Raw genomic sequence first — 22,953 nt, 5'->3', positions numbered from 1 at the left:
GTTCGTGTGGTTGTTTCAGCGCTGCAACAGTCGCGCGTCCGTCTGTCTTTCTGTCAGTTTCGTCTGAATTGATCGTCTAGAGTTCCGGTAGCTCCGTCGAACCCGGCAGGGTTTCCCACAGCACGGACAATCGCCAAAATGTTGATCACTCAAGCATTGAAAGCCGTTGCTCTAATCCTTGCAGCTTCCGTTGTTTTGCCGTCGGCCAGCCAGGCTCAATCGAAAGTCACGCCGCAAGAAGCCAACGTCTTTGTGGCTGTGCCGCAGTACCCGTCCGAAGATTTCAAAGCCGTGGTGCAGTCGAATATCGACACGTTGTACTCCATCGCCTGGCTCGATTTGACCAGGGAGCCACTGGTGATTACCGCGCCTGACACCGCCGGGCGTTTTTATGTGGTGCCAATGCTCGACATATGGAGCGATGTGTTCGCCGCGCCAGGTGGATATGCGACGGGCACACAGACCGGCGAGTTTCTGGTGACGCCACCGGGATGGACCGGAACGGTGCCGGCCGGGCTGAATCATTTGCCGGCGCCCACGCCCTTCGTCTGGGTCGTCGGGCGCACCGACGTCAGCGGGGCGGTGGACTATGCGACGGTGAACAGGATTCAGGCGGGCTACACCGTGACGCCGTTGTCGCAGATCGGCAAAAGAGCCGAGCCTGTCGACCCGGAAATCGCCATCCGCGCTCGAGTGGTCACGGCGGGTCGATGAGGGCCAACAACATAGCGGTCCGCAACTCCGTCAAGAATACCGAATAGAAGCAGCCGACGACTTCCCGTCATTGGTTGCTTCTGCGCGTCCAGCTGCCGGTTCCGCCGCCTGCCCCGCCGGTGCCACCACCGGCAGCGCCCGTGCCGCCGCCCGCACCCGAGCCGCTGTTCCCGGCATTTCCACCATTGCCTTCTCTCGATGAACCATATCCGCCTTTGCCCCGGTCGGGGGTGTATCGGAGCGAGGGTTTGTCGGGATAGTTGTTGGGCGCCATGTTTGAGCCTCCGCCATACCAGGATCTGGTCTCGGCCGCGTCAGCGTTATCGCCCGAGGCTGCGAAAGTGGTGCCTATTGCTGCGGCCAGCAAACCGAGCAACAACAGCGTAGTGATTTTGATGTTCATCAGCGCACGTCTCCAAACATGAGTCGTTACCTGCTGATGGTGTGACGAGGAGAGCGGAGGGTGTTGGCGGGATGACGAGTGGTCGATGGTGCGTAGATCATGGAAAGTCTGTGCAACATCAATCCCTGTGGGAGCGAGCCTGTTCGCGATGGCGTTCGTCCAGCCGGCTCATGGGTGGGCAGGACTACCGCCATCGCGAGCAGGCTCGCTCCCACAAGGGTTTTGAGGTGTCAGTGAAGGCTGTATCCGGTCAGTTTTTTCTCAAGATTCTCCCGCACCAACGGCCACTCTTCATCAATGATGCTGAACCGCACAGAGTTGCGCTTGCGTCCGTCCGGCATGATCCGTTCGTGGCGCACGATGCCTTCCTGTTGTGCGCCGAGCCGCAGGATCGCGTTGCGCGATTTCTGGTTGTTTTCATCGGTGGTGAATTGCACCCGCACGCAATCCAGCACGTCGAAGGCGTAACGCAACATCAGGTATTTGGCCTCGGTGTTGACGAAGGTTTTCTGCCAGCACGCGGAAATCCAGCTGCTGCCGATTTCAAGCTTGCGGTTGAGGCGATCGATTTTCCAGAAGCGGGTCGAACCGATGACCTCACCCGTGGCCTTGAGCACGATAACGAAGGGCAGGACCGTTCCGGCGTCGCGACCGTCGATGGCTTTTTTCAGGTAACTGTCGACGGTGGTCGGGGAGGGCACGACGGTGACCGTCAGGTTCCACAATTCGCCATCCCGCGCGGCGTTGACCAGCGCATCGGCGTCGCCGGTTTGCAGGGCGCGCAGGGTGATTCGTTGACCGTCCAGGGTGTCCATGAGCGGGAGATTCTCGGCATAAAAAGGTTTGCGGGCAATGCGCGCCATTACAGGGTAGCGGCCGTTGATTGGCAATAGTTGCGGCGCGATGACGGACCATGGCTGCTATGGTCAATGGACGCTTGCCTGTCATGCATCCGATCAGGCAATTGATTAACAGGATCCCATGCATGGAATTGAGCGCCACGACCACCGCCGCCCCCGGGCGCCATACGCCGATCACACGGAACCTGGTCTGGTCCGTCGGGTTGGCTTTTGTACTGGGGGTGCTGATCGCCCTGGTTGCCTTGTTCAATATTGCCGGCCGGCTCGACGCCCAGGACCTGGCCAAGACTACGTTCTACACCCAGCGTGCGCTGGAAAACCGCATTGCAGCCTCGAAAAACTACGTCGCCAGTTATGCCACCTGGACGACCGCCTACGACCGTCTCAACGGTGAAGTCGATACGCAGTGGGCTTATGTCGAGCAGAACATGGGTAAAACCTTGTTCACCATGGACCATTACGACAGTGTCTTGGTGGTCGATCACCAGCGAACCAAATACGCCACGGTGCGTGGTCTTCAGGTGCAGGACGACGCGGCGGCCCGTCTTTCGGTATCGATGGCGGCGTTGATGAAGGAGGTTCAGGGGCAGGAAAGCCTGCTCGTCCCCGTCAGCCGCTTCACGCTGTTCGAGGGCCAGCCCGCGCTGTTGACGGCTGCCGCGATCGTGCCGAACGACGAAAGGCCTGCGGTCGATCCGAAAAGCACTTCGGTGCTGGTGTTCGTCGATCAATTGAGTCCGGAAAAGCTCAGCGCCTTGAGTGCCGATTATGGTTTGCATGACTTGAGCCTTGCGCCTGACAACACCCTCGCTCCCGGTCAACCCGCAGTGGCACTCACGGGTACCGGTTATAGCCTGGTGTCCCGGCTCGAACAGCCGGGCCATCAACTGCTTTGGTCGCTGCTGCCGCCACTGGGCGGCGCGTTGTTGATTCTGGCGTTGTTGACGGCTTGGTTCTTTCGATATGTGTTGCGCGCGTCCGGGCACGTGGACGCCAGTTACATCAACCTGGACTTGTCGAACCAGGCGCTGGAGGCCAGTGAAGAGCGTTTTCGTGCCGTGGCCGAGGCGGCTTCCGACTGGATCTGGGAAATCGACGACAAGCACCGCATCACGTATCTGTCGGGGCGTTTCGGCGCCGTCACCGGTTTTTCCGATCAGCAATGGCTGGGGCAGGACATCGAGCAGTTGTTGTATTGCGACACCACGCCGTTGTCACTGTGGCTGAACAAACTCAACGAAGAACACAACGTCAGCCACCTGCGTTGTTCCTATCGCGATCAATCCGGGCAGCAACGTGTCTGCCGGGTGTCGGCGCGACCGATCCACAGCAAAGGCGCACTGCTGGGTTACCGCGGCACGGCCAGTGACATCACCGATGAAGTCGCCGCCCATGCGCAGATCCAGCATCTGTCGTTGCACGACGCGCTGACCGGCCTGCCCAATCGCAACAAGCTGGCGCGTTACCTCGAAGAAGCCCTGGTGCTGAAGGAGCATTCGGCGCCGCTGACGTTGTTGATGATCGACCTGGATAACTTCAAGCCGATCAATGATTCCCTAGGCCATCCGGCCGGCGATGCGGTGTTGCTGGAGGTAGCTACCCGGTTGCGTGAGTGCACGCGGGACATCGATCTGGTCGCTCGACTGGGCGGCGACGAGTTCGTACTGGTGCTCAATGGCATGGACATCCACACCGAGATCGACCGCATTTGCGAACGTATCCTCGAAAGCCTGCACCAGCCGATACACCATGACCATCACACGCTGCACATCGGCGCGAGCATCGGCATCGCCTTGAGCCGACGTCAAGGGCACATGCCGGAAGAGCTGATTCGCTGTGCCGACATCGCGCTGTATCAAGCCAAATCCGATGGCAAGAAAACCTGGTGCTATTTTGCGCCGCACATGAACGATCAGATTCAGCACCGTCGCAAACTCGAAAACGACCTGCGCCAGGCGATCAAGAACAACGAGTTCGTGATGCACTATCAGCCGCGTTATCACGTCGACGGAAAGCAGATCGTCTCAGTCGAAGCGCTGCTGCGCTGGCAGCATCCGGTCCAGGGGTTGTTAAGCCCCGATGCATTTATTCCATTGGCCGAGCAGACCGATCTGATCGTGCCGTTGGGGCGTTGGGTGCTGCGCGAAGCGTGCGAGACGGCACTGACCTGGCCGGGTGAGTTGATGGTCTCGGTCAACCTGTCGCCCGTGCAGTTTGTTCGTAGTGACGTGGTGGAGGATGTCAGGGAGGCGTTGATCCACACCCGTTTGCCGGCCAGTCGGCTGGAGCTGGAGATCACCGAAAACGTAATGCTCAATGACGTCGACGGGGCGCTCGCGACCATGAACGCACTTAAGGAACTGGGCGTGCGACTAAACATGGACGACTTCGGCACTGGTTATTCTTCGCTGGGTTACCTGCGCACGTATCCGTTCGACGGGATCAAGATCGACAAGCGTTTCATCTCGTCCATGAGCGGTGCCGGTAACGACCGTGCAGTGGTGCAGGCGATCATCAACCTGGGCAAGGCCATGGGCCTGACCGTGACCGCTGAGGGCGTCGAGACGCTGGAGCAGCTGGATTTCCTGATCTCTGACGAGTGCCATGAGGTGCAGGGTTTCTACCTCAGCCGGCCGATGGAGAACCAGGCGCTGTTGCCGTTGCTTAAAGCATCGCGTGATGAGCACCCGTAAGTGGACCTTTAGTCGCCTGTTTCGTTTGTCGGGGCAACTGCGATGACGCCTTCCGGTCACAACTGGATAGTGTCCATCCGTTGCGAGCCTCGGCCCATGAAAAACCTGAAAATCGCCACCTTCAATGTCAACGGCATGCGTGCCCGACTGCCGAATCTGCTGGCCTGGCTTGAGCGGGAAAAACCGGACATTGCCTGTTTGCAGGAGCTCAAATCGGTCGACAGTGCATTTCCTGCCGCCGAACTTGAAGCCGTCGGCTACGGCGCAATCTGGCAAGGTCAGTCGTCGTGGAACGGGGTGGCGATTCTGGCGCGTGATGCCCAGCCTTTAGAGAGCCGGCGCGGCTTGCCGGGTGATGACGCCGACACGCATAGCCGCTACCTCGAAGCCGCGGTGCACGGGGTTCTGGTGGGCTGCCTGTATTTGCCAAATGGCAATCCGCAGCCGGGGCCGAAGTTCGACTACAAACTGGCGTGGTTCGAGCGGCTGATCACCTACGCCAAGGATCTGCAGGGCAGTGAGCACCCGGTGGTGCTGGCCGGCGACTACAACGTGGTGCCCACCGACATGGACATCTACAACCCGCGCTCCTGGCTCAAGGACGCGTTGCTGCAACCGGAAAGTCGCGAGTGCTACCAGCGCTTGCTGGCGCAGGGCTGGACCGACTCGCTACGTCATCTGTACCCGGAAGATCGGCTCTACACCTTCTGGGATTACTTCAGGCAGCACTGGCAGAAAAACTCGGGGTTGCGCATCGATCATTTGTTGCTCAATCCGGCGCTGAGTCCTTATCTGCATGAGGCCGGGGTCGATGCCTGGGTTCGCAATGAACCGCACGCCAGCGATCACGCACCGACGTGGATTCGCCTGGGTTCGCGCAAACGGCGTTGATCTTCCGCAGTCTGGCGATTGGCGAAATCAATTGTCAGTCAGACCGCTTTATCCCTTATACATGGCGCCCATCGGCGGAGAGATCCGCGGCCCCATGCATAAGGACCAAGCAATGAGCGAGCCACGCCTGACGAACCGTGCGTCATACCTGCAACGCCTGGGTTTCGATGCGCCCCCGGCGCCGACCCTGGACACCCTGCGCCAGCTTCAGTTGCGCCACACCGGGGCCTTCCCGTTCGAAAACCTCACCACACTGTCCGGCGAACCGGTACTCGTCGACCTGCCGTCCATCGAACGGAAAATTCTGCACGAGGGGCGCGGCGGTTACTGCTACGAACTCAACTACGCGTTTCTGGCGTTGCTCCAGGAATTGGGTTTCGATGCACGCGGCATTACCGGGCGAGTGGTCATGGGCCAGCCCGAAGGCGCCTGGACTGCCCGCACGCACCGCCTCAGCCTGGTCACGCTGGACGGCGTGCGCTACATCACTGACGTCGGCTTCGGCGGCATGGTGCCCACTGCACCGCTCCTGCTCGACACCGACGCTGCACAGCTCACACCCCACGAACCGTATCGGATCGAGCGCCATGCAGATGGCTACACCCTGCGTGCCAACGTCGGCGGCGAGTGGCGGCCGATGTACATCTTCGACCTGCAACGCCAGGAAGACATTGATTACGCCGTTGGCAACTGGTACGTCTCGACCTATCCAGAGTCGTCATTTGCCAAGCAACTGATGGTCGCGCGCACCGGGGATGGCTGGAGACGCACGTTGAACAATGGCAGTTTTGCGATTCATCGAGTGGGTGCCGAGAGCGAGCGGCGGCAGGTGGCGGATGTGGAAGAGTTGATCGGGTTGCTGGAGGGGGAGTTCGGGATCCGGGTGCCGGAGCATGCGGGGTTGAGGCAGATGCTTGGGCGGTTGATCGAGTCGACGTAGGCGCCCTGTCGCACGCAACGAGAAAAGGGCCAGGCTTGATGGCCTTGCCCTTTTTCTCTGGGGCGAAACTCAAGGTTTCATCACGCGATGGATTTCGCTGAGCACCTCTGACAGTTTTTTCTCCAGGCTTTTAAGCTCGGAAGCCGTTATCCCGTCTTTGAAATGTCCTGCATTGGCAACCGCGGTGTACTGATCGGCTGTTGCGGTGTTGTCTCTGTCTCTGATTAACGCCTGACGCAGGGTGTTGTTGATCACCGTTTGATAGCCATACCCCTCGCTCTCGGCCACGGCGCGCGCGGCTTCGATGACGACGTCATCGAGCATGATGGTGATTCGGGTTTTGCCTTTGCCGGAGGCAACCGCCCCACGCTTGGCGTTGCTGAAATCGTACTCGTCTTCCATCGGTCAATTCTCCAGATAGCGGCGACGCTCGCTTTGGGTGGCAAGGCGCGCGGAAATGATTCGAACGAAATTCGGATCGCGATAGGTGTACGCAACCACCAGCAAGCGTCCTTTGGCATCCAGCCCCAGGGTGATCCATCGCTGTTCATCATGATGGTTGTCCTGAAAGGTCAGCGCTCGTTCGTCATAAAACACAGGTTCTGTTTCGGCGAGGCTGATGCCTTGGTGCTTTAATTTGTTGGCCGCGTTTTTTGCCTTGTGATACTGAATTTCGAATGACTTCATTATGCATACATTATATGTATAAGCGAGGGGGCGTCCGTGCCGGCGGTCGCTTGGAATTCAGAAGGCTAGCGGGTGGGGAAGAGCTCGGATGAAGGATGTATTTCAAGATTTTTTGCAGGGGAATACGGCGTAACCAAAGGGCAGCGTGGACACCTGTCCATAATCTGACCGATGAGTTGTATACAACTCTATAGACATTTGTCCTGAGTCTTGCATACAGTGTGCGCATAACAAAAAACCAGGGAACCCCCCAACATGAAAACGCCCCATGTTTCACACCAACGGCCTGAGGACGAAAACCTCGGAGTCGGCGCGAATATGGCTTACGGCCTGCAACATGTTCTGACCATGTACGGCGGCATCGTCGCGGTGCCTTTGATCATCGGCCAGGCGGCCGGGCTTTCGCCGGCGGACATCGGTTTGTTGATTGCTGCTTCATTGTTTGCGGGGGGCTTGGCGACATTACTGCAAACCCTCGGTTTACCGTTTTTCGGGTGTCAGTTGCCGCTGGTTCAGGGCGTGTCGTTCTCGGGTGTTGCGACGATGGTGGCGATTGTCAGCAGCGGCGGGGAGGGAGGCTTTCAGTCGATTCTCGGGGCGGTGATCGCCGCGTCGTTGATCGGATTGCTGATTACGCCGGTGTTTTCACGAATTACCAAGTTTTTCCCGCCGCTGGTGACGGGCATTGTCATCACCACCATCGGCCTGACGCTGATGCCAGTGGCTGCACGATGGGCCATGGGCGGCAACAGCCATGCCCCGGATTTCGGCAGCATGGCCAACATCGGTCTGGCGGCGGTGACGCTGGTGCTGGTGCTGCTGCTGAGCAAGATCGGCAGCGCGACCATCTCCCGTTTGTCGATCCTGCTGGCGATGGTCATCGGCACGATCATCGCGGTGTTCCTCGGCATGGCGGACTTCTCGTCCGTCACGCAAGGCCCGATGTTCGGCTTCCCGACCCCGTTCCACTTCGGCATGCCGACGTTCCACTTTGCCGCGATCCTGTCGATGTGCATCGTGGTCATGGTGACCCTGGTCGAAACCTCGGCGGATATCCTTGCTGTCGGTGAAATCATCGACACCAAGGTTGACTCCAAACGTCTGGGCAACGGCCTGCGCGCCGACATGCTCTCGAGCATGATCGCGCCGATCTTCGGCTCCTTCACCCAAAGCGCCTTCGCCCAGAACGTCGGGCTGGTGGCCGTGACTGGCATCAAGAGTCGCTTCGTGGTCGCCACCGGCGGCTTGTTTCTGGTGATACTCGGTCTGCTACCGTTCATGGGCCGGGTCATCGCAGCGGTGCCGACCTCGGTACTCGGTGGAGCTGGTATCGTGCTGTTCGGCACCGTGGCGGCCAGTGGCATTCGCACGCTGTCCAAGGTCGATTACCGCAACAACGTCAACCTGATCATCGTCGCCACCTCCATCGGTTTCGGCATGATTCCGATCGCCGCGCCGAACTTCTACGACCACTTCCCCAGCTGGTTCGCGACCATCTTCCACTCGGGCATCAGTTCCTCGGCAATCATGGCCATCGTGCTCAACCTGGCCTTCAACCACCTCACCGCCGGTAACTCGGATCAGCAATCGGTGTTTGCGGCCGGTACTGAACGGGTCCTGCGCTATCAGGATCTGGCGGCGTTGCGTGAAGGGGATTACTTCAGCGAAGGCAAACTGCGTGACTGCGACGGGAATGAGATTCCGGTGGTGGAGGCGGGGCATGATTCGGGCGAGCATCGAGCGGTTCATGCGAAAAGCGGTGAGCATGTCTGATAGCACTAAAGGGTGGTTCGAGTGACAGGTTGACACTCGCTCCGCTCATGGCTGAAAATCAGTTTCGAGGTCTGCAATTGCGCATCCTTGGGCTTGGCCTCCAGTATCGGCCCCCCATCTTGTTGGCAGCAGAGAAGCTGGCTCCCTCTGAAGTAGTGACGACTGGCATGCCGGTCGGATTCTGAACCCAAGGTCATTCGTGACCAGGAGCTAAAGAATCGCTGCGACTACTCCTCGAAATATTCAAAAGGCGTCCTTTGGGGCGCCTTTTTTATTGTTCTTGTTTTTATTTTCTCGAGTGCGATTTGGCGATGGCTCCGACCAAAGTGCCTTCTGCACGCCGCTTGGGATACCAGGTCACGACGTAATAGCCGAAGCCGCGGCGTTCGTTCCTTGGCTCAAGAATGAGCGAGCCGGTGGGGTTCTTAAGGACGGCAACCCTGTGGTCTCCGCGCATTTCCTTGAATTCGCAGTAGATCGGAGCGCCTGGCACGACCATTTTGGCTATGTGGGTCGCGACGTCGTCGATGGTGTAACAGCCATATTTGGCTAAGTCAGTTTTGTGGGCTTCCCAGACATGCCGAACGCCAAACCCTTTGTTGATTCCCTTATGAATTCCGACCCTCAGGAATATTTCACCTCCCCGTAACGCGAACTTGGGCATGTCAGGAAGGGTGCCAAAGCTCGGGGAGCCTGACGGGTGAGGAACAAGGACGTTCTCCTTGAGTTTGAATAACTCTGACACGTGAACAATCCATGGCTATAAGCAGGCGAAAGGCGCTATTCATAACGCACAAACTCTCCGGCTTACAGTCCGCATCTGGCCATCACAATGTTGGGTACTGAGGCTCTAACTCAATGTTTTAGGGGGTTAGGCGGGAGGCATGAAATCGAGCTACGGAAAATCAGGAAACTTCCTACTCTCGGCGGGATAGATTCAAACGCCCCTGCTTTTTCATTAGCCACAAAAAAGCCCCTGAACCTTTCGATTCAGGGGCTTTTCGATATTGCTTGTCTGGCTCCACGACCTGGACTCGAACCAGGGACCCAGTGATTAACAGTCACTTGCTCTACCAACTGAGCTATCGCGGAATGGCGTGTATGTTACTGATTCAAAAAGAGAAGTCAAGCATCTGTTAACAACTTGATGGATTCATCGAGACGGACGGTGGTTTATCGGCCATGGGCGGTTACCAGAATCGCCTCAGAGGTCTACCATGGCCGCCCGGAAGTGGTTACACGCGCTGCCGGCCATTCGCCGAAAAGGTACGTGCCATGAATCACCCAATCCTCACCCTTCAAAACAGCGGGGTGTTCGCATGAGCATCGCTCAGATCAGCCTGCCCAAAGGTGTCGGCCCGCATGCCGAGAAGCTGTTTGACGCGATCACTCAGGCCAGCACCGCTGTCGAACTGAACCGCGCGGGCGGCAAGGCTGAAGGCTTCGTCCTAGGTCTGGAAAGTGCCAAAGCGATCAAGAGTCAGGTCGCCGAATCGCTCTACGTCGCCTATGACGACGCCGCCAGTCAGCGTGCGACCGAACTGGCTTAACCGCCGAAGGTTACCGTGGCGAGCATCAGTTTGGCGTACAGCATCGTGGCGGCCAGTTGCACCAGCCACAAGGCCAGGCCGCCAAGAAATACGCCAGCGGCTACTTGCAGCACCAGGTTATTGCTGCGTTTGGCCGGGACGCGGGGAGTGAAGTCATTCAAGTCGTCCAGGTCATCGCGCTCAGCGCGCAGGTCATCGTTTTTCATGTGGGCTCTCTTCAGAATTCTCGGGTGGACATAGAACCTGTGGGAGCGGGCTTGCCCGCGATGAGGCCATGACATTCAACATTGACGTTGGCTGGCTGACCGCTATCGCAGGCAAGCCAGCTCCCACATTTTGATCTGTGTGCAGTTTAGAGGGCTCGGTTAACGTATCGGGAATTATCTGCAATCAAAAAAAACGGGAAGCCCAGAGGCTTCCCGTTTTTCGTAGCGCTCAAGGACTCAGATCACCGCAACGATGGCCTTGGTCACCGCATCAATGTTGCTCTGGTTCAACGCTGCAACGCAGATGCGGCCGGTGTCCAGGGCGTAGATGCCGAACTCGCTGCGCAGACGGGTGACTTGCTCAACGGTCAGGCCGGAGTAGGAGAACATGCCGCGCTGGCGACCGACGAAGCTGAAATCACGCTGTGGCGCGTTTTTCGCCAGCAGGTCGACCATCTGGGTGCGCATGCCGCGAATCCGCAAACGCATTTCCGCCAGTTCTTCTTCCCACTGGGCGCGCAGTTCCGGGCTGTTCAGCACAGCAGCGACGATGCTTGCACCGTGGGTTGGCGGGTTGGAGTAGTTGGTGCGGATCACGCGTTTGACTTGCGACAGCACGCGCGCGCTTTCTTCTTTCGATTCGCTGACGATCGACAGGGCGCCAACGCGCTCGCCGTACAGCGAGAAGGATTTGGAGAACGAGCTGGAGACAAAGAAGGTCAGGCCCGACTCAGCGAACAGGCGCACGGCAGCGGCGTCTTCGTCGATGCCATCGCCAAAGCCCTGGTAGGCCATGTCGAGGAACGGTACGTGACCTTTGGCTTTCACCACGTCGAGGACGTTTTTCCAGTCCGCCGGGCTCAGGTCGACGCCGGTCGGGTTGTGGCAGCAGGCGTGCAGCACAACGATGGAGCCGGACGGCAGGGCGTTGAGGTCTTCGAGCAGGCCGGCGCGGTTGACGTCATGGGTCGCGGCGTCGTAGTAGCGGTAGTTCTGCACCGGGAAACCGGCGGTTTCGAACAGCGCGCGGTGGTTTTCCCAGCTCGGGTCGCTGATCGCCACGACGGCGTTCGGCAACAGTTGCTTGAGGAAGTCGGCGCCGATTTTCAGGGCGCCTGTCCCGCCGACTGCCTGGGTGGTGATGACGCGGCCAGCGGCGATCAGTGGCGAGTCATTGCCGAACAGCAGTTTTTGCACAGCCTGGTCGTAGGCGGCAATCCCGTCGATTGGCAAGTAGCCACGGGAAGCGTGTTGAGCGACGCGAATCGTCTCGGCTTCGACAACGGCGCGCAGGAGTGGAATTCGCCCCTCCTCGTTGCAGTAAACACCGACCCCCAGGTTGACCTTGGTGGTACGTGTATCGGCGTTGAATGCTTCGTTGAGGCCCAGGATTGGATCGCGTGGTGCCATTTCGACAGCGGAGAACAGGCTCATTTTTGCGGCGGCTCTGAATGGAGTGTGGAGGGACGTGTCGCGCTCCAGCCGAATGCACTAGAGCGGTGCACAAACGGGGAGCTAGTATAGAGGCCATCCGCGACTGATGGCGACAGACGATTCGGCTTTTAGCTGAAGTTTTTTCGATTATTTTTCGACCGTTAGTCGAATGCCGACATCAAAGACTTCAAGGGATGTAGGACGTTTGCCTTGAAAGCGCAGGCAAACGGCACCACATTGAGCACAATCCAGTTTTTTCCTCGGGCGACCTGAGTCGTTTGCGGCCTGTCTCGTTGCTGCCGGTTTGTCCGCGCAGGTGCGATACCCTGCTTCGAGAATCGAGAGGTATGCATGTCTGAATTCCAGCTAGTGACCCGCTTCGAGCCCGCCGGCGATCAGCCGGAAGCCATCCGCCTGATGGTCGAGGGCATCGAGGCCGGGCTTGCGCACCAGACGTTGCTTGGTGTGACCGGCTCGGGCAAAACCTTCAGCATCGCCAACGTGATCGCCCAGGTGCAGCGTCCGACCCTGGTGCTGGCGCCGAACAAGACCCTGGCCGCGCAGCTATACGGCGAGTTCAAGGCGTTCTTCCCGAACAACGCCGTCGAGTACTTCGTTTCCTACTACGACTACTACCAGCCCGAAGCCTACGTGCCGTCGTCGGACACCTTCATCGAGAAAGACGCCTCGATCAACGATCACATCGAGCAGATGCGACTGTCCGCGACCAAAGCGCTGCTGGAGCGCAAGGACGCGATCATCGTCACCACGGTGTCGTGCATCTACGGTCTGGGCAGTCCGGAAACCTACTTGAAGATGGTTCTGCACGTGGATCGCGGCGACAAGCTCGATCAGCGCGCATTGCTGCGTCGCCTGGCAGACCTGCAATACACCCGCAACGACATGGATTTCGCCCGGGCGACCTTCCGGGTGCGCGGCGATGTGATTGACATCCACCCGGCGGAATCCGATTTCGAAGCGATCCGCATCGAGCTGTTCGATGACGAGGTCGAGAGCCTGTCAGCCTTCGATCCGCTGACCGGCGAAGTGATCCGCAAGCTGCCGCGTTTCACCTTCTACCCGAAAAGCCACTATGTGACGCCACGGGAAACCCTGCTGGGCGCCGTCGAAGGGATCAAGGTCGAATTGCAAGAGCGCCTGGATTACCTGCGCTCCAACAATAAACTCGTTGAAGCCCAGCGCCTGGAGCAGCGCACCCGTTTCGACCTGGAGATGATTCTCGAACTGGGTTACTGCAACGGTATCGAAAACTACTCGCGCTACCTGTCGGGCCGTGAGTCCGGCCAGGCGCCGCCAACACTGTTTGACTACCTGCCGGCCGACGCCTTGCTGGTGATCGACGAATCCCACGTCAGCGTGCCGCAGGTCGGCGCCATGTATAAGGGCGACCGTTCCCGTAAAGAGACGCTGGTGGAATACGGCTTCCGCCTGCCGTCAGCGCTGGATAACCGGCCAATGCGTTTCGATGAGTTCGAAGGCATCAGTCCGCAGACGATTTTCGTCTCGGCCACGCCGGGCAATTACGAAGCGGAACACGCCGGACGTGTGATTGATATGGTGGTGCGTCCGACCGGCCTGGTGGACCCGCAAATCGAAATCCGCCCGGCCCTGACCCAGGTCGACGACTTGCTCTCGGAAATCGGCAAGCGCGTGGCGCTGGAAGAGCGGGTGCTCGTCACGACCCTGACCAAACGCATGTCCGAAGACCTGACGGATTACCTCGCCGACCACGGCGTACGCGTGCGTTACCTGCACTCGGACATCGACACGGTCGAAAGGGTCGAAATCATCCGCGATCTGCGTCTGGGCACGTTCGATGTGTTGGTGGGCATCAACCTGCTGCGTGAAGGCCTGGACATGCCGGAAGTGTCTCTGGTGGCGATTCTCGATGCGGACAAGGAAGGTTTCCTGCGTTCCGAACGTTCGTTGATCCAGACCATTGGTCGGGCGGCGCGTAACCTCAATGGCCGGGCGATTCTCTACGCGGATCGCATCACCGGTTCCATGGAGCGGGCGATGGGCGAAACCGAGCGCCGACGCGAAAAGCAGATCGCGTTCAACCTGGCCAACGGCATTACGCCGAAGGGCGTGTTCAAGGACGTGGCCGACATCATGGAAGGCGCCACCGTGCCGGGTTCGCGCAGCAAGAAGCGCAAAGGCATGGCCAAGGCCGCCGAGGAAAGCGCCAAGTACGAAGCAGAATTGCGTTCGCCGGGGGAAATCGCCAAGCGCATTAAAGCCCTGGAAGAGAAGATGTACGCGTTGGCTCGCGACCTGGAATTTGAAGCGGCGGCGCAGATGCGTGATGAAATTACCAAGTTGCGGGAGCGGTTGATTACTGTCTGAGTTTTGCGGTGCCTTTCAGGCCGCCATCGCGAGCAGGCTCGCTCCCACATTGGATCGCGTTCACTTGGGCAGCGCGGTCACCTGTGGGAGCGAGCCTGCTCGCGATTGGGGCGACTCGGTCTCAATGAGCTTCGCCAGCCTTCAACCCCACCGGTAACTTCTTGGTCAACAACACCGCCAGCATGCTGATCCCCAGCGCAATCCCCACGAAGTGAAACGCATCGTTGTACGCCATGATCGACGCCTGCTGATGCGCAATCTCGCTCAGCTTGCCCAGCGCCGCCGTCTCGCTGCCGAACCGGTCCGTCATCGATGCCATTCGCTCTGCCACCTGCGGATTGCTCGGCACGATGGACTCGCGCAAATAATCAAAGTAAGTCTTGGTCCGCGCATCCAGCAACGTCGCGAGCAGGGCGATGCCAATCGCCCCGCCGAGGTTGCGCAGGATGTTGAACAGGCTCGACGCTGACCCCGCGTCCTGCGGCAGGATGTAAGCGGTGGCGATCAGCGAGATGGTCACCATGATCAGCGGCTGACCCAGCGCCCGGATGATCTGGATCTGATTGAACTGCGGCCCGGCAAAGTCCGGGTTCAGCACCCCCGACGAAAAACTCGCCAAGCCGAACAGGCCGAACCCCAGCGTGCACAGCCATTTCGGCGACACGTATTTCATCAGCTTCGGCACCAGCGGAATCAGAAACAGCTGCGGCACGCCCATCCACATGATCACTTCACCGATCTGCAAAGCGTTGTAGTTCTGGATCTGCGCCAGGTACAGCGGCAACAGGAAGATCGAGCCGTACAAACCGACGCCCATCCCGAGGCTGGAAATACTCGATAACCCGAAATTGCGATTGCCCAGGATGCTGAGGTTGATCAGCGGATTGGGTTTGGAAAATTGCACGATCACAAAGGTGATCAGGCTGACCAGCGCGATGCTGCCCAAGGTCACGATCAGGTTCGACTCGAGCCAGTCCTTGCGATGGCCTTCCTCCAGAAACACCTGCAAGCAACCGAGGCCGACGCCGAGCGTGAGGATGCCCATGTAGTCGGTGCTTTTGAGCAATTCCCAGTGCGCTTCTTTCTTCTCCAGGCCGTACATCAGGCCGGCGATCATGATCAGGCCTGGCGGAATGTTGATGTAGAAGATGTATTCCCAACCCCAGTTTTCGGTCAGCCAGCCGCCCAGCGTCGGGCCGATGGACGGCGCGAACGTCGCAGTCATGGCAAACATCGCCATGCCTTTGGCGCGGTGGTGTTCCGGGAGTTTGATCAGGGTGAGGGTGAACGCCAGCGGAATCAGTGCGCCACCGGTGAAGCCCTGTAGCGCGCGGAAGATGATCATGCTCTCCAGGCTCCAGGCCATGGAGCAGAGCAGGGAGGCGGCGAGAAATCCGAGCGAGACCCAGACCGCCAGGCGTCGTGCCGAAAGCAACTGCACCAGCCACGCGGTCAGCGGGATCATGATGATTTCCGCCACCAGGTAGGAAGTGGAAATCCACGAGCCTTCTTCCAGCGTCGCCGACAATGCGCCCTGAATGTCCTTGAGCGATGAATTGGTGATCTGGATATCCAGCACCGCCATGAAGGCGCCGAGCATCACACTCATCACCGCAATCCAGTCCCGCCGGGTCGGTTCGCCGACCGGGCGGATCAGTGAATCACCGGCCATCGTCAGGGGCGTCTTTGATGTTCACTTTGGCGGTGACCGACATGCCCGGGCGAATCTTCCCGTGCAGCGGATTGTCCGCGGCGAAAATCAGTTTTACCGGAATCCGTTGTACGACTTTGGTGAAGTTGCCCGTGGCATTGTCCGGCGGCAACAGGCTGAACTGAGCACCCGAGGCGGCAAACAGGCTGTCGACCCGCGCATCGATTGGCGTGTCGCTGTAGGCGTCGAAGGTCAATTTGGCCTTCTGGCCGGGCTGCATGTGGCCGATCTGGGTTTCCTTGAAGTTGGCCTGAATCCAGATGTCCTGGTCCGGTACGATCGACATCAGATAAGCGCCGGCCTGCACGTATTGGCCTTCGCGAGCCGCACGCTGGCCGATCAAGCCGCTGATGGGCGCGTGGATTTCGCTGCGGGTCAGGTTCAGTTCGGCCTGGGCGAGGTCGGTCTTGGCGTTGGCAATCATGGCGTCGAGGCGCTTGATCTCGGCGCTCAGGGAATTGACTTGCTGGCGCTGACTTTGTGCATCGGCCTGGGCCTTGGTCACTTGCGAGCGGGCGATGTGGTTGTCGGCGGAGAGAGTGGTCACCCGTTCTTCCGACACGTAGCCGGGTTTGCGCAGGGTTTGCGCGCGGGACAAGTCGATTTGCGAGCGACCCAGGCTGGCCTGGCTGGAAGCGACTTGCGCCTCGCTGGCGGCGATCAGGCTGGCTTGCTGGGTCAGTTTGCTCTGGGCTTGCAGGCGTTCGGCCTGGCGGGTGGCGAGGGTGGCGTTGGCACGGTCGACAGCGAGGTGAAAGTCATCGCCTTCGAGCTTGATCAGCAACTGGCCTTTCTCGACGTGCTGGTTGTCCTGCACCAGCACCTGATCGATGCGCGCGCCCAATTGGCTGGAGACACGAGTAATTTCGCCCTGGACATAAGCGTTGTCGGTGCTTTCATAAAACCGTCCCTTGAAGAACCACTGGGCAAAAAAGCCGCCGGCAATCAGCAGGACGATCAGCAGGAAAATAAACAGGCGACGCTTGAGTTGGGCAGGCATGGGGCAGACTGTAGTCGAGAAATTGTAAGGAAAGTTATCAGCAGCTGAATCTGGCATACAGTCAGTAGTGGGTAAATGCCATCGGCTGATATTCCATCATTCATCGCGGCTCAGGCCCGTTGTAGACGCAACCTTGGCTTAAATGCCCTGCTGACTGGAGCCGGGCGGGCATCGCCTGTTACCATTCGCCCTTTGTTTTATCTTCATTTCGAGACTTGCCATGACCACCGTCCGCACGCGCATCGCGCCATCGCCTACCGGGGACCCCCACGTAGGTACCGCTTACATCGCTTTGTTCAACTACTGCTTTGCCAAGCAGCACGGCGGTGAGTTCATCCTGCGGATCGAAGACACCGACCAGTTGCGCTCGACCCGCGAGTCCGAACAGCAGATTTTCGACGCCTTGCGCTGGTTGGGCATCGACTGGAGCGAAGGCCCGGACGTTGGCGGCCCGCACGGCCCGTATCGTCAAAGCGAGCGCGGCGACATCTATCAGAAGTACTGCCAGCAGCTGGTCGAGATGGGCCACGCGTTCCCGTGCTTCTGCACCGCCGAAGAACTGGACCAGATGCGCGCCGAGCAAATGGCCCGCGGCGAAACCCCGCGTTACGACGGCCGTGCGCTGTTGCTGTCGAAAGAAGAAGTTGCACGTCGCCTGGCCGCTGGCGAGCCACACGTGATCCGCATGAAAGTGCCGAGCGAAGGCGTCTGCGTGGTGCCGGACATGCTGCGTGGCGATGTCGAGATCCCGTGGGATCGCATGGACATGCAAGTGCTGATGAAGACCGACGGCCTGCCGACGTACTTCCTGGCCAACGTGGTCGACGACCACCTGATGGGCATCACCCATGTGCTGCGCGGCGAAGAGTGGCTGCCATCGGCACCAAAACTGATCCTGCTTTACGAGTACTTCGGCTGGGAACAACCGGAGCTGTGCTACATGCCGCTGCTGCGTAACCCGGACAAGAGCAAGCTGTCCAAGCGCAAGAACCCGACCTCGGTGACGTTCTACGAGCGCATGGGCTTCATGCCGGAAGCGATGCTCAACTACCTGGGCCGCATGGGCTGGTCGATGCCGGACGAGCGCGAGAAGTTCTCGCTGCAGGAAATGGTCGATAACTTCGACCTGAGCCGCGTCTCCCTCGGCGGGCCGATTTTCGACATCGAGAAATTGTCGTGGCTCAACGGCCAATGGCTGCGTGATCTGCCGGTGGAAGAGTTCGCCTCGCGCCTGCAAACCTGGGCACTCAACCCGGAATACATGATGAAGATCGCGCCGCACGTACAGGGCCGCGTCGAAACCTTCAGCCAGGTTGCACCGCTGGCCGGTTTCTTCTTCGCCGGTGGTGTTAACCCGGATGCCAAGCTGTTCGAATCGAAGAAACTCTCGGGCGATCAGGTTCGTCAGTTGATGCAACTGATTCTGTGGAAGCTGGAAAGCCTGCGTCAGTGGGAGAAGGACAGCATCACCGCAACAATTCAGGCGGTGGTCGAATCCCTCGAGCTGAAGCTGCGTGACGCCATGCCGCTGATGTTCGCCGCGATCACTGGCCAGGCCAGCTCGGTATCGGTGCTGGATGCGATGGAAATCCTCGGTCCGGACCTGACCCGTTTCCGTCTGCGCCAGGCCATCGACCTGCTGGGCGGCGTGTCGAAGAAGGAAAACAAGGAGTGGGAAAAACTTCTGGGCAACATCGCCTGAGGACGTTTGACCCTGAAGGAACTACCGGAGGTTGCGATCATTTGATCGTGATCTTCGGTGCCACCCCCGTTTTTCCGGGGGGAGGGCGGTAAGTGATTGTTATGTCGGCAAAAAACTTTGAAATATTTTAAAAATAAGTTTGACAGCTTTCCGAAGCGCCATTAAGATTCGCCCCGTCCTCAGCGATGAGGGGCTATAGCTCAGCTGGGAGAGCGCTTGCATGGCATGCAAGAGGTCGACGGTTCGATCCCGTCTAGCTCCACCAATTTACACTTCAAGGTCTGGCCACACCGGCCTTGAAGCGATCAACACTCAGCGTTGATCTGTTGTATAGAAGGGTTTGCGTCCCCTTCGTCTAGTGGCCTAGGACACCGCCCTTTCACGGCGGTAACAGGGGTTCGAGTCCCCTAGGGGACGCCAGTTTTACAGAAGCGATGTTGCAAGATGTCGCTCCGCCGCGAGGCGAAAAATCCGGGGCTATAGCTCAGCTGGGAGAGCGCCTGCATGGCATGCAGGAGGTCAGCGGTTCGATCCCGCTTAGCTCCACCAATTTTACAGTTCAAGGTCTGGCCACACCGGCCTTGAATCGATCAGCTCTCAGCACTGATCAGTTGTATAGAAGGTTTTGCGTCCCCTTCGTCTAGTGGCCTAGGACACCGCCCTTTCACGGCGGTAACAGGGGTTCGAGTCCCCTAGGGGACGCCACGATTACCCGCTCTGCGGGATTTTATAAGGGTCATTCAATTATTGAATGGCCCTTTTGTTTGTCTGGCGTTTGGCCAAATCCCCCATTTCTTTCAAACTGTTCTTCAGACCAGCGGTCACATCCACGACTTGCGGAAAATTATTATGAGAATAATATTCTAGTCGTAATATTCGGAGGCAACGATGAACGATAAAAAAGCTCAAACCCGCGAACGCATTCTCAAGGCCGCCAGCGCAGCGCTGATTCAGCGCGGCCCGGCCGAACCGAGCGTGGGCGAAGTGATGGGTGCAGCCGGCCTGACGGTTGGCGGCTTCTATGCACACTTCGAAAGCAAGGACGCAATGATGCTGGAAGCGTTCAAGCAACTGCTCGGTCACCGCCGTGGCTTGATCGCCGACATGGACGCCGAATTGACCGGTGAAGAGCGTCGCGCGTTGGTGGCTGCGTTTTATCTGTCGCGCAAACACCGTGATTCCTCTGAGTCGGCATGCCCGATCCCGGCGTCTGTCGGTGAGCTGGGTCGCCTGCCGGACGCGTTTCGAGTGGCACTGAATGAGCATGTGGAAATGATGGTCGCGCAGTTGGCGGCCAGCCCGGAAGACACCGACAAAGCCTTGGCCGACATGGCCTTGATGGTCGGTGGTCTGGCTCTGGCGCGGGCGCTGGGGCCAGGAGAGTTGTCTGATCGATTGCTGCGCGCCGCCAAGTCGGCGGTGCTATGACCTGAAGGCATTGGCCTGAGGAGTGAGAGCGATGAGCACGTTAAAGTGGGTTCGTGGCGTTAATGGCACCTTGGGCTGGTTTGCACCGAAACTGGTCGCGAGCAAAATGCGACTGGCGTTCATGACGCCGCGGGACCTGCCACCGCGCGATTGGGAGTTGCCGCTGCTGGCGAAATCCGAACGAATCACCTTGCGCTTCGGCCTTTCGGCGCTGCGCTGGGGGCAAGGTCCGGCCGTGTTGCTGATGCACGGTTGGGAAGGCCGGCCGACGCAGTTTGCGAGTCTCATCACGGCGCTGGTCGATGCCGGCTACACGGTCGTTGCGCTGGACGGTCCGGCCCATGGTCGCTCGCCGGGTAGCGAAGCGAATGTCGTGCTGTTTGCCAGGGCCATGCTCGAAGCGGCTGCCGAGTTGCCACCGTTGCAAGCGGTCATCGGTCATTCCATGGGCGGCGCCAGTGCGATGCTCGCGGTGCAGCTGGGCTTGCGCACCGAAACCCTGGTGACCATCGCCGCACCGGCGCGGATTCTCGGCGTGTTGCGCGGCTTCGCCCGTTATGTACGGCTGCCGCCCAAAGCGCGTTCGGCGTTTATTCGTCAGGTCGAAAAAGATGTCGGCATGCGTGCTGCGACGCTGGATGTCGCGCACTACCAGCTCGACATGCCGGGGTTGATCGTTCACGCCGAAGATGACTGCTTTGTTCCGGTCAAGGAATCCCAGTTGATCAACGAGGCCTGGTTCGACAGCCGGCTGTTACGCCTGGAAGAGGGTGGTCATCAGCGAGTGCTGGCAGATCCTCGGGTGATTGATGGCGTGCTATCACTGCTGTCCGGTCGCAGTCTGCATTCGCGCCAATCGGCCTGAGCATCCGTTACACTGCCCCGGTCGAAATCATCTGACCGGGAGTGGGGCATGGGCTGGGATCGGGCAACGCCGTTTATCATTGATCTGGAAGTCGGCGCCGAGGACATCGACGGGCTGGGGCACGCGAACAACGCGGTGTACGTGACCTGGCTCGAACGCTGCGCCTGGCGCCACTCGCAGCGGCTGGGCCTGGACCTGGTCGAATACCGTCGGCTGGATCGTGCGATGGCGGTGGTGCGGCACGAAATTGATTACCTGGCCGCCGCCTACGAAGGCGACGAGTTGCAACTGGCAACCTGGATTGTCGATTGGGATCAGCGCCTGAAAATGACCCGCCACTTCCAGCTCAAGCGCCCGAGCGACAACACCACGTTGCTGCGTGCGCAAACCACCTTCGTCTGCATCGAACTGTCCACGGGCAAGCCCAAGCGCATGCCGGCCGAGTTCATCGAAGGCTACGGCCCGGCATTGCAAATTCCTGGTTGAAGCGATCCTGTGGCGAGGGAGCTTGCTCCCGTTAGAGTGCGCAGCACTCTTCAGCGCGAGGGACCGCTTCGCGCTCCAGCGGGAGCAAGCTCCCTCGCCACAGAGGCGGATGCAAGTCTTTCGGCAGAGAATCCAGTAAACTGCCGCACGTTTTTCGTCGAGTGTGTTTTTCATGCAAATTGCTTTGGCGCCCATGGAGGGGTTGGTCGACAACATCCTGCGGGACGTGCTGACCCGTGTGGGCGGTATCGATTGGTGCGTGACCGAGTTCATTCGGATCAACGATCAACTGCTCACGCCCGCCTATTACCACAAGTTCGGCCCGGAATTGTTGACCGGCGCCCGCACCGCGTCCGGCGTGCCATTGCGCGTGCAGTTGCTCGGTTCCGACCCGGTGTGCCTGGCAGAAAACGCCGCACTGGCCTGTGAATTGGGTTCCGAGGTCATCGACCTGAACTTCGGCTGCCCGGCCAAGACCGTCAACAAGTCCCGTGGCGGCGCTGTCCTGCTGAAAGAACCCGAACTGCTCAACCAGATCGTTGAACACGTCCGCCGCGCCGTGCCTGCGCACATTCCGGTCACCGCCAAGATGCGCCTGGGCTTCGACAGCCCGGACGGTTCGCTGGTCTGCGCAACAGCGCTGGCCGAAGGCGGTGCGGCGCATATCGTGGTTCACGCGCGGACCAAAACCGACGGTTACAAGCCGCCTGCTCATTGGGAATGGATCCCTCGTGTACAGGAAGTGGTCAAGGTTCCGGTGTTTGCCAATGGCGATATCTGGTGCGTTGAAGACTGGCGCCGTTGCCGTGAAATCAGTGGTGTGGAAGACATCATGCTCGGCCGCGGCCTGGTTTCGCGCCCGGACCTGGCCCGGCAAATCGCCGCGGCGCGGGCCGGTGAAGAAGTGGTCGAGATGACGTGGGCAGAGTTGCTGCCACTGATTCAGGACTTCTGGCTGCAAGCCAAGGCGCAGATGACCGCACGCCAATCGCCGGGTCGTTTGAAGCAGTGGCTGGCGATGCTGACCCGCAATTATCCCGAAGCAGTTGAGCTGTTCACCGTCCTGCGTCGTGAAACTGAACTGGATCAGGTCTCGCGTTTATTGGGTCTGCAGGTGGCTGAAGCGGCCTGAAAAAATCTGTAAATACTCTCTTGAAAAGCAATCAGCGATCCTTATTTAAGGATTACGCGATGCCGAATTCGGGTCGCGGAGACAAAAACCTTGCTGATTGTTTTCAGGAGA

General features: G+C 59.2%; 21 protein-coding genes and 5 tRNA genes. 16 read left to right on the top strand and 10 right to left on the bottom strand.

Annotated features, from left to right (window positions below; all coding sequences use genetic code 11):
* Positions 1-138: 138 nt before the first annotated feature.
* The gene (locus ACRC4F_RS25660; RefSeq protein ID WP_438661861.1) at positions 139-714 is read left to right on the top strand and encodes a DUF1254 domain-containing protein; all 576 of its coding nucleotides are present in this window, start codon (positions 139-141) and stop codon (positions 712-714) included.
* Positions 715-781: 67 nt separating this feature from the next.
* On the opposite strand, the gene ACRC4F_RS25655 is transcribed toward ACRC4F_RS25660, so the two are convergent.
* Entirely contained in the window at positions 782-1,120 is a 339-nt protein-coding gene (locus tag ACRC4F_RS25655) for a hypothetical protein (RefSeq protein ID WP_438661937.1), read from the bottom strand.
* A 227-nt stretch (positions 1,121-1,347) separates the two neighbouring features.
* Positions 1,348-1,932, bottom strand: a complete 585-nt coding sequence (locus tag ACRC4F_RS25650) for a GNAT family N-acetyltransferase (protein ID WP_438661860.1) — start codon at positions 1,930-1,932, stop codon at positions 1,348-1,350.
* 170 nt (positions 1,933-2,102) lie between these two features.
* Here ACRC4F_RS25650 and ACRC4F_RS25645 point away from each other — a divergent pair, with 170 nt between their 5' ends.
* The 3 genes from ACRC4F_RS25645 (at position 2,103) to ACRC4F_RS25635 (ending at position 6,501) form a co-directional block, all read left to right on the top strand.
* On the top strand, positions 2,103-4,670 hold the full coding sequence (locus tag ACRC4F_RS25645; protein WP_438661859.1) for a bifunctional diguanylate cyclase/phosphodiesterase: 2,568 nt from the start codon (positions 2,103-2,105) through the stop codon (positions 4,668-4,670).
* Between the two features lie 96 nt (positions 4,671-4,766).
* The gene (locus ACRC4F_RS25640; RefSeq protein WP_438661858.1) at positions 4,767-5,561 is read left to right on the top strand and encodes an exodeoxyribonuclease III; all 795 of its coding nucleotides are present in this window, start codon (positions 4,767-4,769) and stop codon (positions 5,559-5,561) included.
* A gap of 112 nt (positions 5,562-5,673) precedes the next feature.
* The gene (locus ACRC4F_RS25635) at positions 5,674-6,501 is read left to right on the top strand and encodes an arylamine N-acetyltransferase family protein (protein WP_438661857.1); all 828 of its coding nucleotides are present in this window, start codon (positions 5,674-5,676) and stop codon (positions 6,499-6,501) included.
* 69 nt (positions 6,502-6,570) lie between these two features.
* Here ACRC4F_RS25635 and ACRC4F_RS25630 read toward each other — a convergent pair whose 3' ends face one another.
* Positions 6,571-6,903, bottom strand: coding sequence for a BrnA antitoxin family protein (locus tag ACRC4F_RS25630; protein ID WP_438661856.1), 333 nt, complete (start codon positions 6,901-6,903; stop codon positions 6,571-6,573).
* 3 nt (positions 6,904-6,906) lie between these two features.
* Positions 6,907-7,188, bottom strand: a complete 282-nt coding sequence (locus ACRC4F_RS25625) for a BrnT family toxin (protein WP_438661855.1) — start codon at positions 7,186-7,188, stop codon at positions 6,907-6,909.
* A gap of 255 nt (positions 7,189-7,443) precedes the next feature.
* Here ACRC4F_RS25625 and ACRC4F_RS25620 point away from each other — a divergent pair, with 255 nt between their 5' ends.
* Positions 7,444-8,961 carry a nucleobase:cation symporter-2 family protein gene (locus tag ACRC4F_RS25620; protein ID WP_438661854.1) on the top strand — a complete coding sequence of 506 codons (1,518 nt, stop codon included), beginning with the start codon at positions 7,444-7,446 and terminating at the stop codon, positions 8,959-8,961.
* A gap of 286 nt (positions 8,962-9,247) precedes the next feature.
* Here the strand turns inward: ACRC4F_RS25620 and ACRC4F_RS25615 are convergent, their stop codons facing one another.
* Entirely contained in the window at positions 9,248-9,706 is a 459-nt protein-coding gene (locus tag ACRC4F_RS25615) for a hypothetical protein (protein WP_438661853.1), read from the bottom strand.
* Positions 9,707-9,977: 271 nt separating this feature from the next.
* Positions 9,978-10,053 (bottom strand) — tRNA-Asn (locus ACRC4F_RS25610).
* Positions 10,054-10,280: 227 nt separating this feature from the next.
* On the opposite strand from ACRC4F_RS25610, the gene ACRC4F_RS25605 reads away from it, so the two are divergent.
* The gene (locus tag ACRC4F_RS25605; RefSeq protein ID WP_438661852.1) at positions 10,281-10,511 is read left to right on the top strand and encodes a hypothetical protein; all 231 of its coding nucleotides are present in this window, start codon (positions 10,281-10,283) and stop codon (positions 10,509-10,511) included.
* Here the strand turns inward: ACRC4F_RS25605 and ACRC4F_RS25600 are convergent.
* Together ACRC4F_RS25600 and ACRC4F_RS25595 are read right to left on the bottom strand one after the other, a co-directional pair.
* Positions 10,508-10,717: a hypothetical protein gene (locus ACRC4F_RS25600; RefSeq protein ID WP_109633239.1), complete on the bottom strand. Its 210-nt coding sequence runs from the start codon at positions 10,715-10,717 to the stop codon at positions 10,508-10,510. The two genes, ACRC4F_RS25605 and ACRC4F_RS25600, sit on opposite strands and share 4 nt — an antisense overlap.
* 237 nt (positions 10,718-10,954) lie before the next feature.
* Positions 10,955-12,151, bottom strand: a complete 1,197-nt coding sequence (locus ACRC4F_RS25595; protein ID WP_109633237.1) for an amino acid aminotransferase — start codon at positions 12,149-12,151, stop codon at positions 10,955-10,957.
* 351 nt (positions 12,152-12,502) lie between these two features.
* On the opposite strand from ACRC4F_RS25595, the gene uvrB reads away from it, so the two are divergent.
* The gene (gene uvrB, locus ACRC4F_RS25590; RefSeq protein ID WP_438661851.1) at positions 12,503-14,518 is read left to right on the top strand and encodes an excinuclease ABC subunit UvrB; all 2,016 of its coding nucleotides are present in this window, start codon (positions 12,503-12,505) and stop codon (positions 14,516-14,518) included.
* A 121-nt stretch (positions 14,519-14,639) separates the two neighbouring features.
* On the opposite strand, the gene ACRC4F_RS25585 is transcribed toward uvrB, so the two are convergent.
* A complete protein-coding gene (locus tag ACRC4F_RS25585) occupies positions 14,640-16,130 on the bottom strand; it encodes an MDR family MFS transporter (RefSeq protein ID WP_438661936.1) in 1,491 nt (496 codons plus the stop codon).
* Positions 16,131-16,179: 49 nt separating this feature from the next.
* Entirely contained in the window at positions 16,180-17,229 is a 1,050-nt protein-coding gene (locus ACRC4F_RS25580; RefSeq protein WP_438661850.1) for an HlyD family secretion protein, read from the bottom strand.
* Positions 17,230-17,449: 220 nt separating this feature from the next.
* Here ACRC4F_RS25580 and gltX point away from each other — a divergent pair, with 220 nt between their 5' ends.
* The 9 genes from gltX to ACRC4F_RS25535 all read left to right on the top strand — a co-directional run bounded on the left by gltX (position 17,450) and on the right by ACRC4F_RS25535 (position 22,842).
* Positions 17,450-18,931: a glutamate--tRNA ligase gene (gene gltX, locus ACRC4F_RS25575; RefSeq protein WP_008037650.1), complete on the top strand. Its 1,482-nt coding sequence runs from the start codon at positions 17,450-17,452 to the stop codon at positions 18,929-18,931.
* A gap of 189 nt (positions 18,932-19,120) precedes the next feature.
* Positions 19,121-19,196, top strand: a tRNA-Ala gene (locus ACRC4F_RS25570).
* A gap of 79 nt (positions 19,197-19,275) precedes the next feature.
* Positions 19,276-19,351 (top strand) — tRNA-Glu (locus ACRC4F_RS25565).
* A 53-nt stretch (positions 19,352-19,404) separates the two neighbouring features.
* A tRNA-Ala gene (locus ACRC4F_RS25560) sits at positions 19,405-19,480 on the top strand.
* A gap of 80 nt (positions 19,481-19,560) precedes the next feature.
* Positions 19,561-19,636: transfer RNA gene (locus ACRC4F_RS25555), tRNA-Glu, on the top strand.
* Between the two features lie 183 nt (positions 19,637-19,819).
* Positions 19,820-20,359, top strand: a complete 540-nt coding sequence (locus tag ACRC4F_RS25550) for a TetR/AcrR family transcriptional regulator (protein ID WP_008028313.1) — start codon at positions 19,820-19,822, stop codon at positions 20,357-20,359.
* Positions 20,360-20,390: 31 nt separating this feature from the next.
* Complete coding sequence (locus ACRC4F_RS25545) at positions 20,391-21,224, top strand: alpha/beta fold hydrolase (protein WP_438661849.1); 834 nt, start codon at positions 20,391-20,393, stop codon at positions 21,222-21,224.
* 48 nt (positions 21,225-21,272) lie between these two features.
* Complete coding sequence (locus tag ACRC4F_RS25540; protein WP_438661848.1) at positions 21,273-21,710, top strand: acyl-CoA thioesterase; 438 nt, start codon at positions 21,273-21,275, stop codon at positions 21,708-21,710.
* Between the two features lie 172 nt (positions 21,711-21,882).
* On the top strand, positions 21,883-22,842 hold the full coding sequence (locus ACRC4F_RS25535) for a tRNA dihydrouridine synthase (protein WP_438661847.1): 960 nt from the start codon (positions 21,883-21,885) through the stop codon (positions 22,840-22,842).
* Positions 22,843-22,953 lie beyond the last annotated feature (111 nt).

This window comes from Pseudomonas sp., assembly GCF_051660785.1.
In the GTDB taxonomy this organism is placed as follows: Bacteria; Pseudomonadota; Gammaproteobacteria; order Pseudomonadales; family Pseudomonadaceae; genus Aquipseudomonas.
This window is presented reverse-complemented; position numbering and strand designations above follow the sequence as displayed.

What these genes read in the sequence shown, in the direction of transcription:
- ACRC4F_RS25660 (WP_438661861.1), top strand. Translation starts at nt 139, where the DNA reads ATGTTGATCACTCAAGCATTGAAAGCCGTTGCTCTAATCCTTGCAGCT.
- ACRC4F_RS25535 (WP_438661847.1), top strand. Translation starts at nt 21,883, where the DNA reads ATGCAAATTGCTTTGGCGCCCATGGAGGGGTTGGTCGACAACATCCTG.
- ACRC4F_RS25600 (WP_109633239.1), bottom strand. Translation starts at nt 10,717, where the DNA reads ATGAAAAACGATGACCTGCGCGCTGAGCGCGATGACCTGGACGACTTG.
- ACRC4F_RS25620 (WP_438661854.1), top strand. Translation starts at nt 7,444, where the DNA reads ATGAAAACGCCCCATGTTTCACACCAACGGCCTGAGGACGAAAACCTC.
- ACRC4F_RS25580 (WP_438661850.1), bottom strand. Translation starts at nt 17,229, where the DNA reads ATGCCTGCCCAACTCAAGCGTCGCCTGTTTATTTTCCTGCTGATCGTC.
- ACRC4F_RS25625 (WP_438661855.1), bottom strand. Translation starts at nt 7,188, where the DNA reads ATGAAGTCATTCGAAATTCAGTATCACAAGGCAAAAAACGCGGCCAAC.
- ACRC4F_RS25550 (WP_008028313.1), top strand. Translation starts at nt 19,820, where the DNA reads ATGAACGATAAAAAAGCTCAAACCCGCGAACGCATTCTCAAGGCCGCC.
- ACRC4F_RS25605 (WP_438661852.1), top strand. Translation starts at nt 10,281, where the DNA reads ATGAGCATCGCTCAGATCAGCCTGCCCAAAGGTGTCGGCCCGCATGCC.
- ACRC4F_RS25645 (WP_438661859.1), top strand. Translation starts at nt 2,103, where the DNA reads ATGGAATTGAGCGCCACGACCACCGCCGCCCCCGGGCGCCATACGCCG.
- ACRC4F_RS25595 (WP_109633237.1), bottom strand. Translation starts at nt 12,151, where the DNA reads ATGAGCCTGTTCTCCGCTGTCGAAATGGCACCACGCGATCCAATCCTG.
- uvrB (WP_438661851.1), top strand. Translation starts at nt 12,503, where the DNA reads ATGTCTGAATTCCAGCTAGTGACCCGCTTCGAGCCCGCCGGCGATCAG.
- ACRC4F_RS25650 (WP_438661860.1), bottom strand. Translation starts at nt 1,932, where the DNA reads ATGGACACCCTGGACGGTCAACGAATCACCCTGCGCGCCCTGCAAACC.
- ACRC4F_RS25630 (WP_438661856.1), bottom strand. Translation starts at nt 6,903, where the DNA reads ATGGAAGACGAGTACGATTTCAGCAACGCCAAGCGTGGGGCGGTTGCC.
- gltX (WP_008037650.1), top strand. Translation starts at nt 17,450, where the DNA reads ATGACCACCGTCCGCACGCGCATCGCGCCATCGCCTACCGGGGACCCC.
- ACRC4F_RS25545 (WP_438661849.1), top strand. Translation starts at nt 20,391, where the DNA reads ATGAGCACGTTAAAGTGGGTTCGTGGCGTTAATGGCACCTTGGGCTGG.
- ACRC4F_RS25635 (WP_438661857.1), top strand. Translation starts at nt 5,674, where the DNA reads ATGAGCGAGCCACGCCTGACGAACCGTGCGTCATACCTGCAACGCCTG.
- ACRC4F_RS25640 (WP_438661858.1), top strand. Translation starts at nt 4,767, where the DNA reads ATGAAAAACCTGAAAATCGCCACCTTCAATGTCAACGGCATGCGTGCC.
- ACRC4F_RS25540 (WP_438661848.1), top strand. Translation starts at nt 21,273, where the DNA reads ATGGGCTGGGATCGGGCAACGCCGTTTATCATTGATCTGGAAGTCGGC.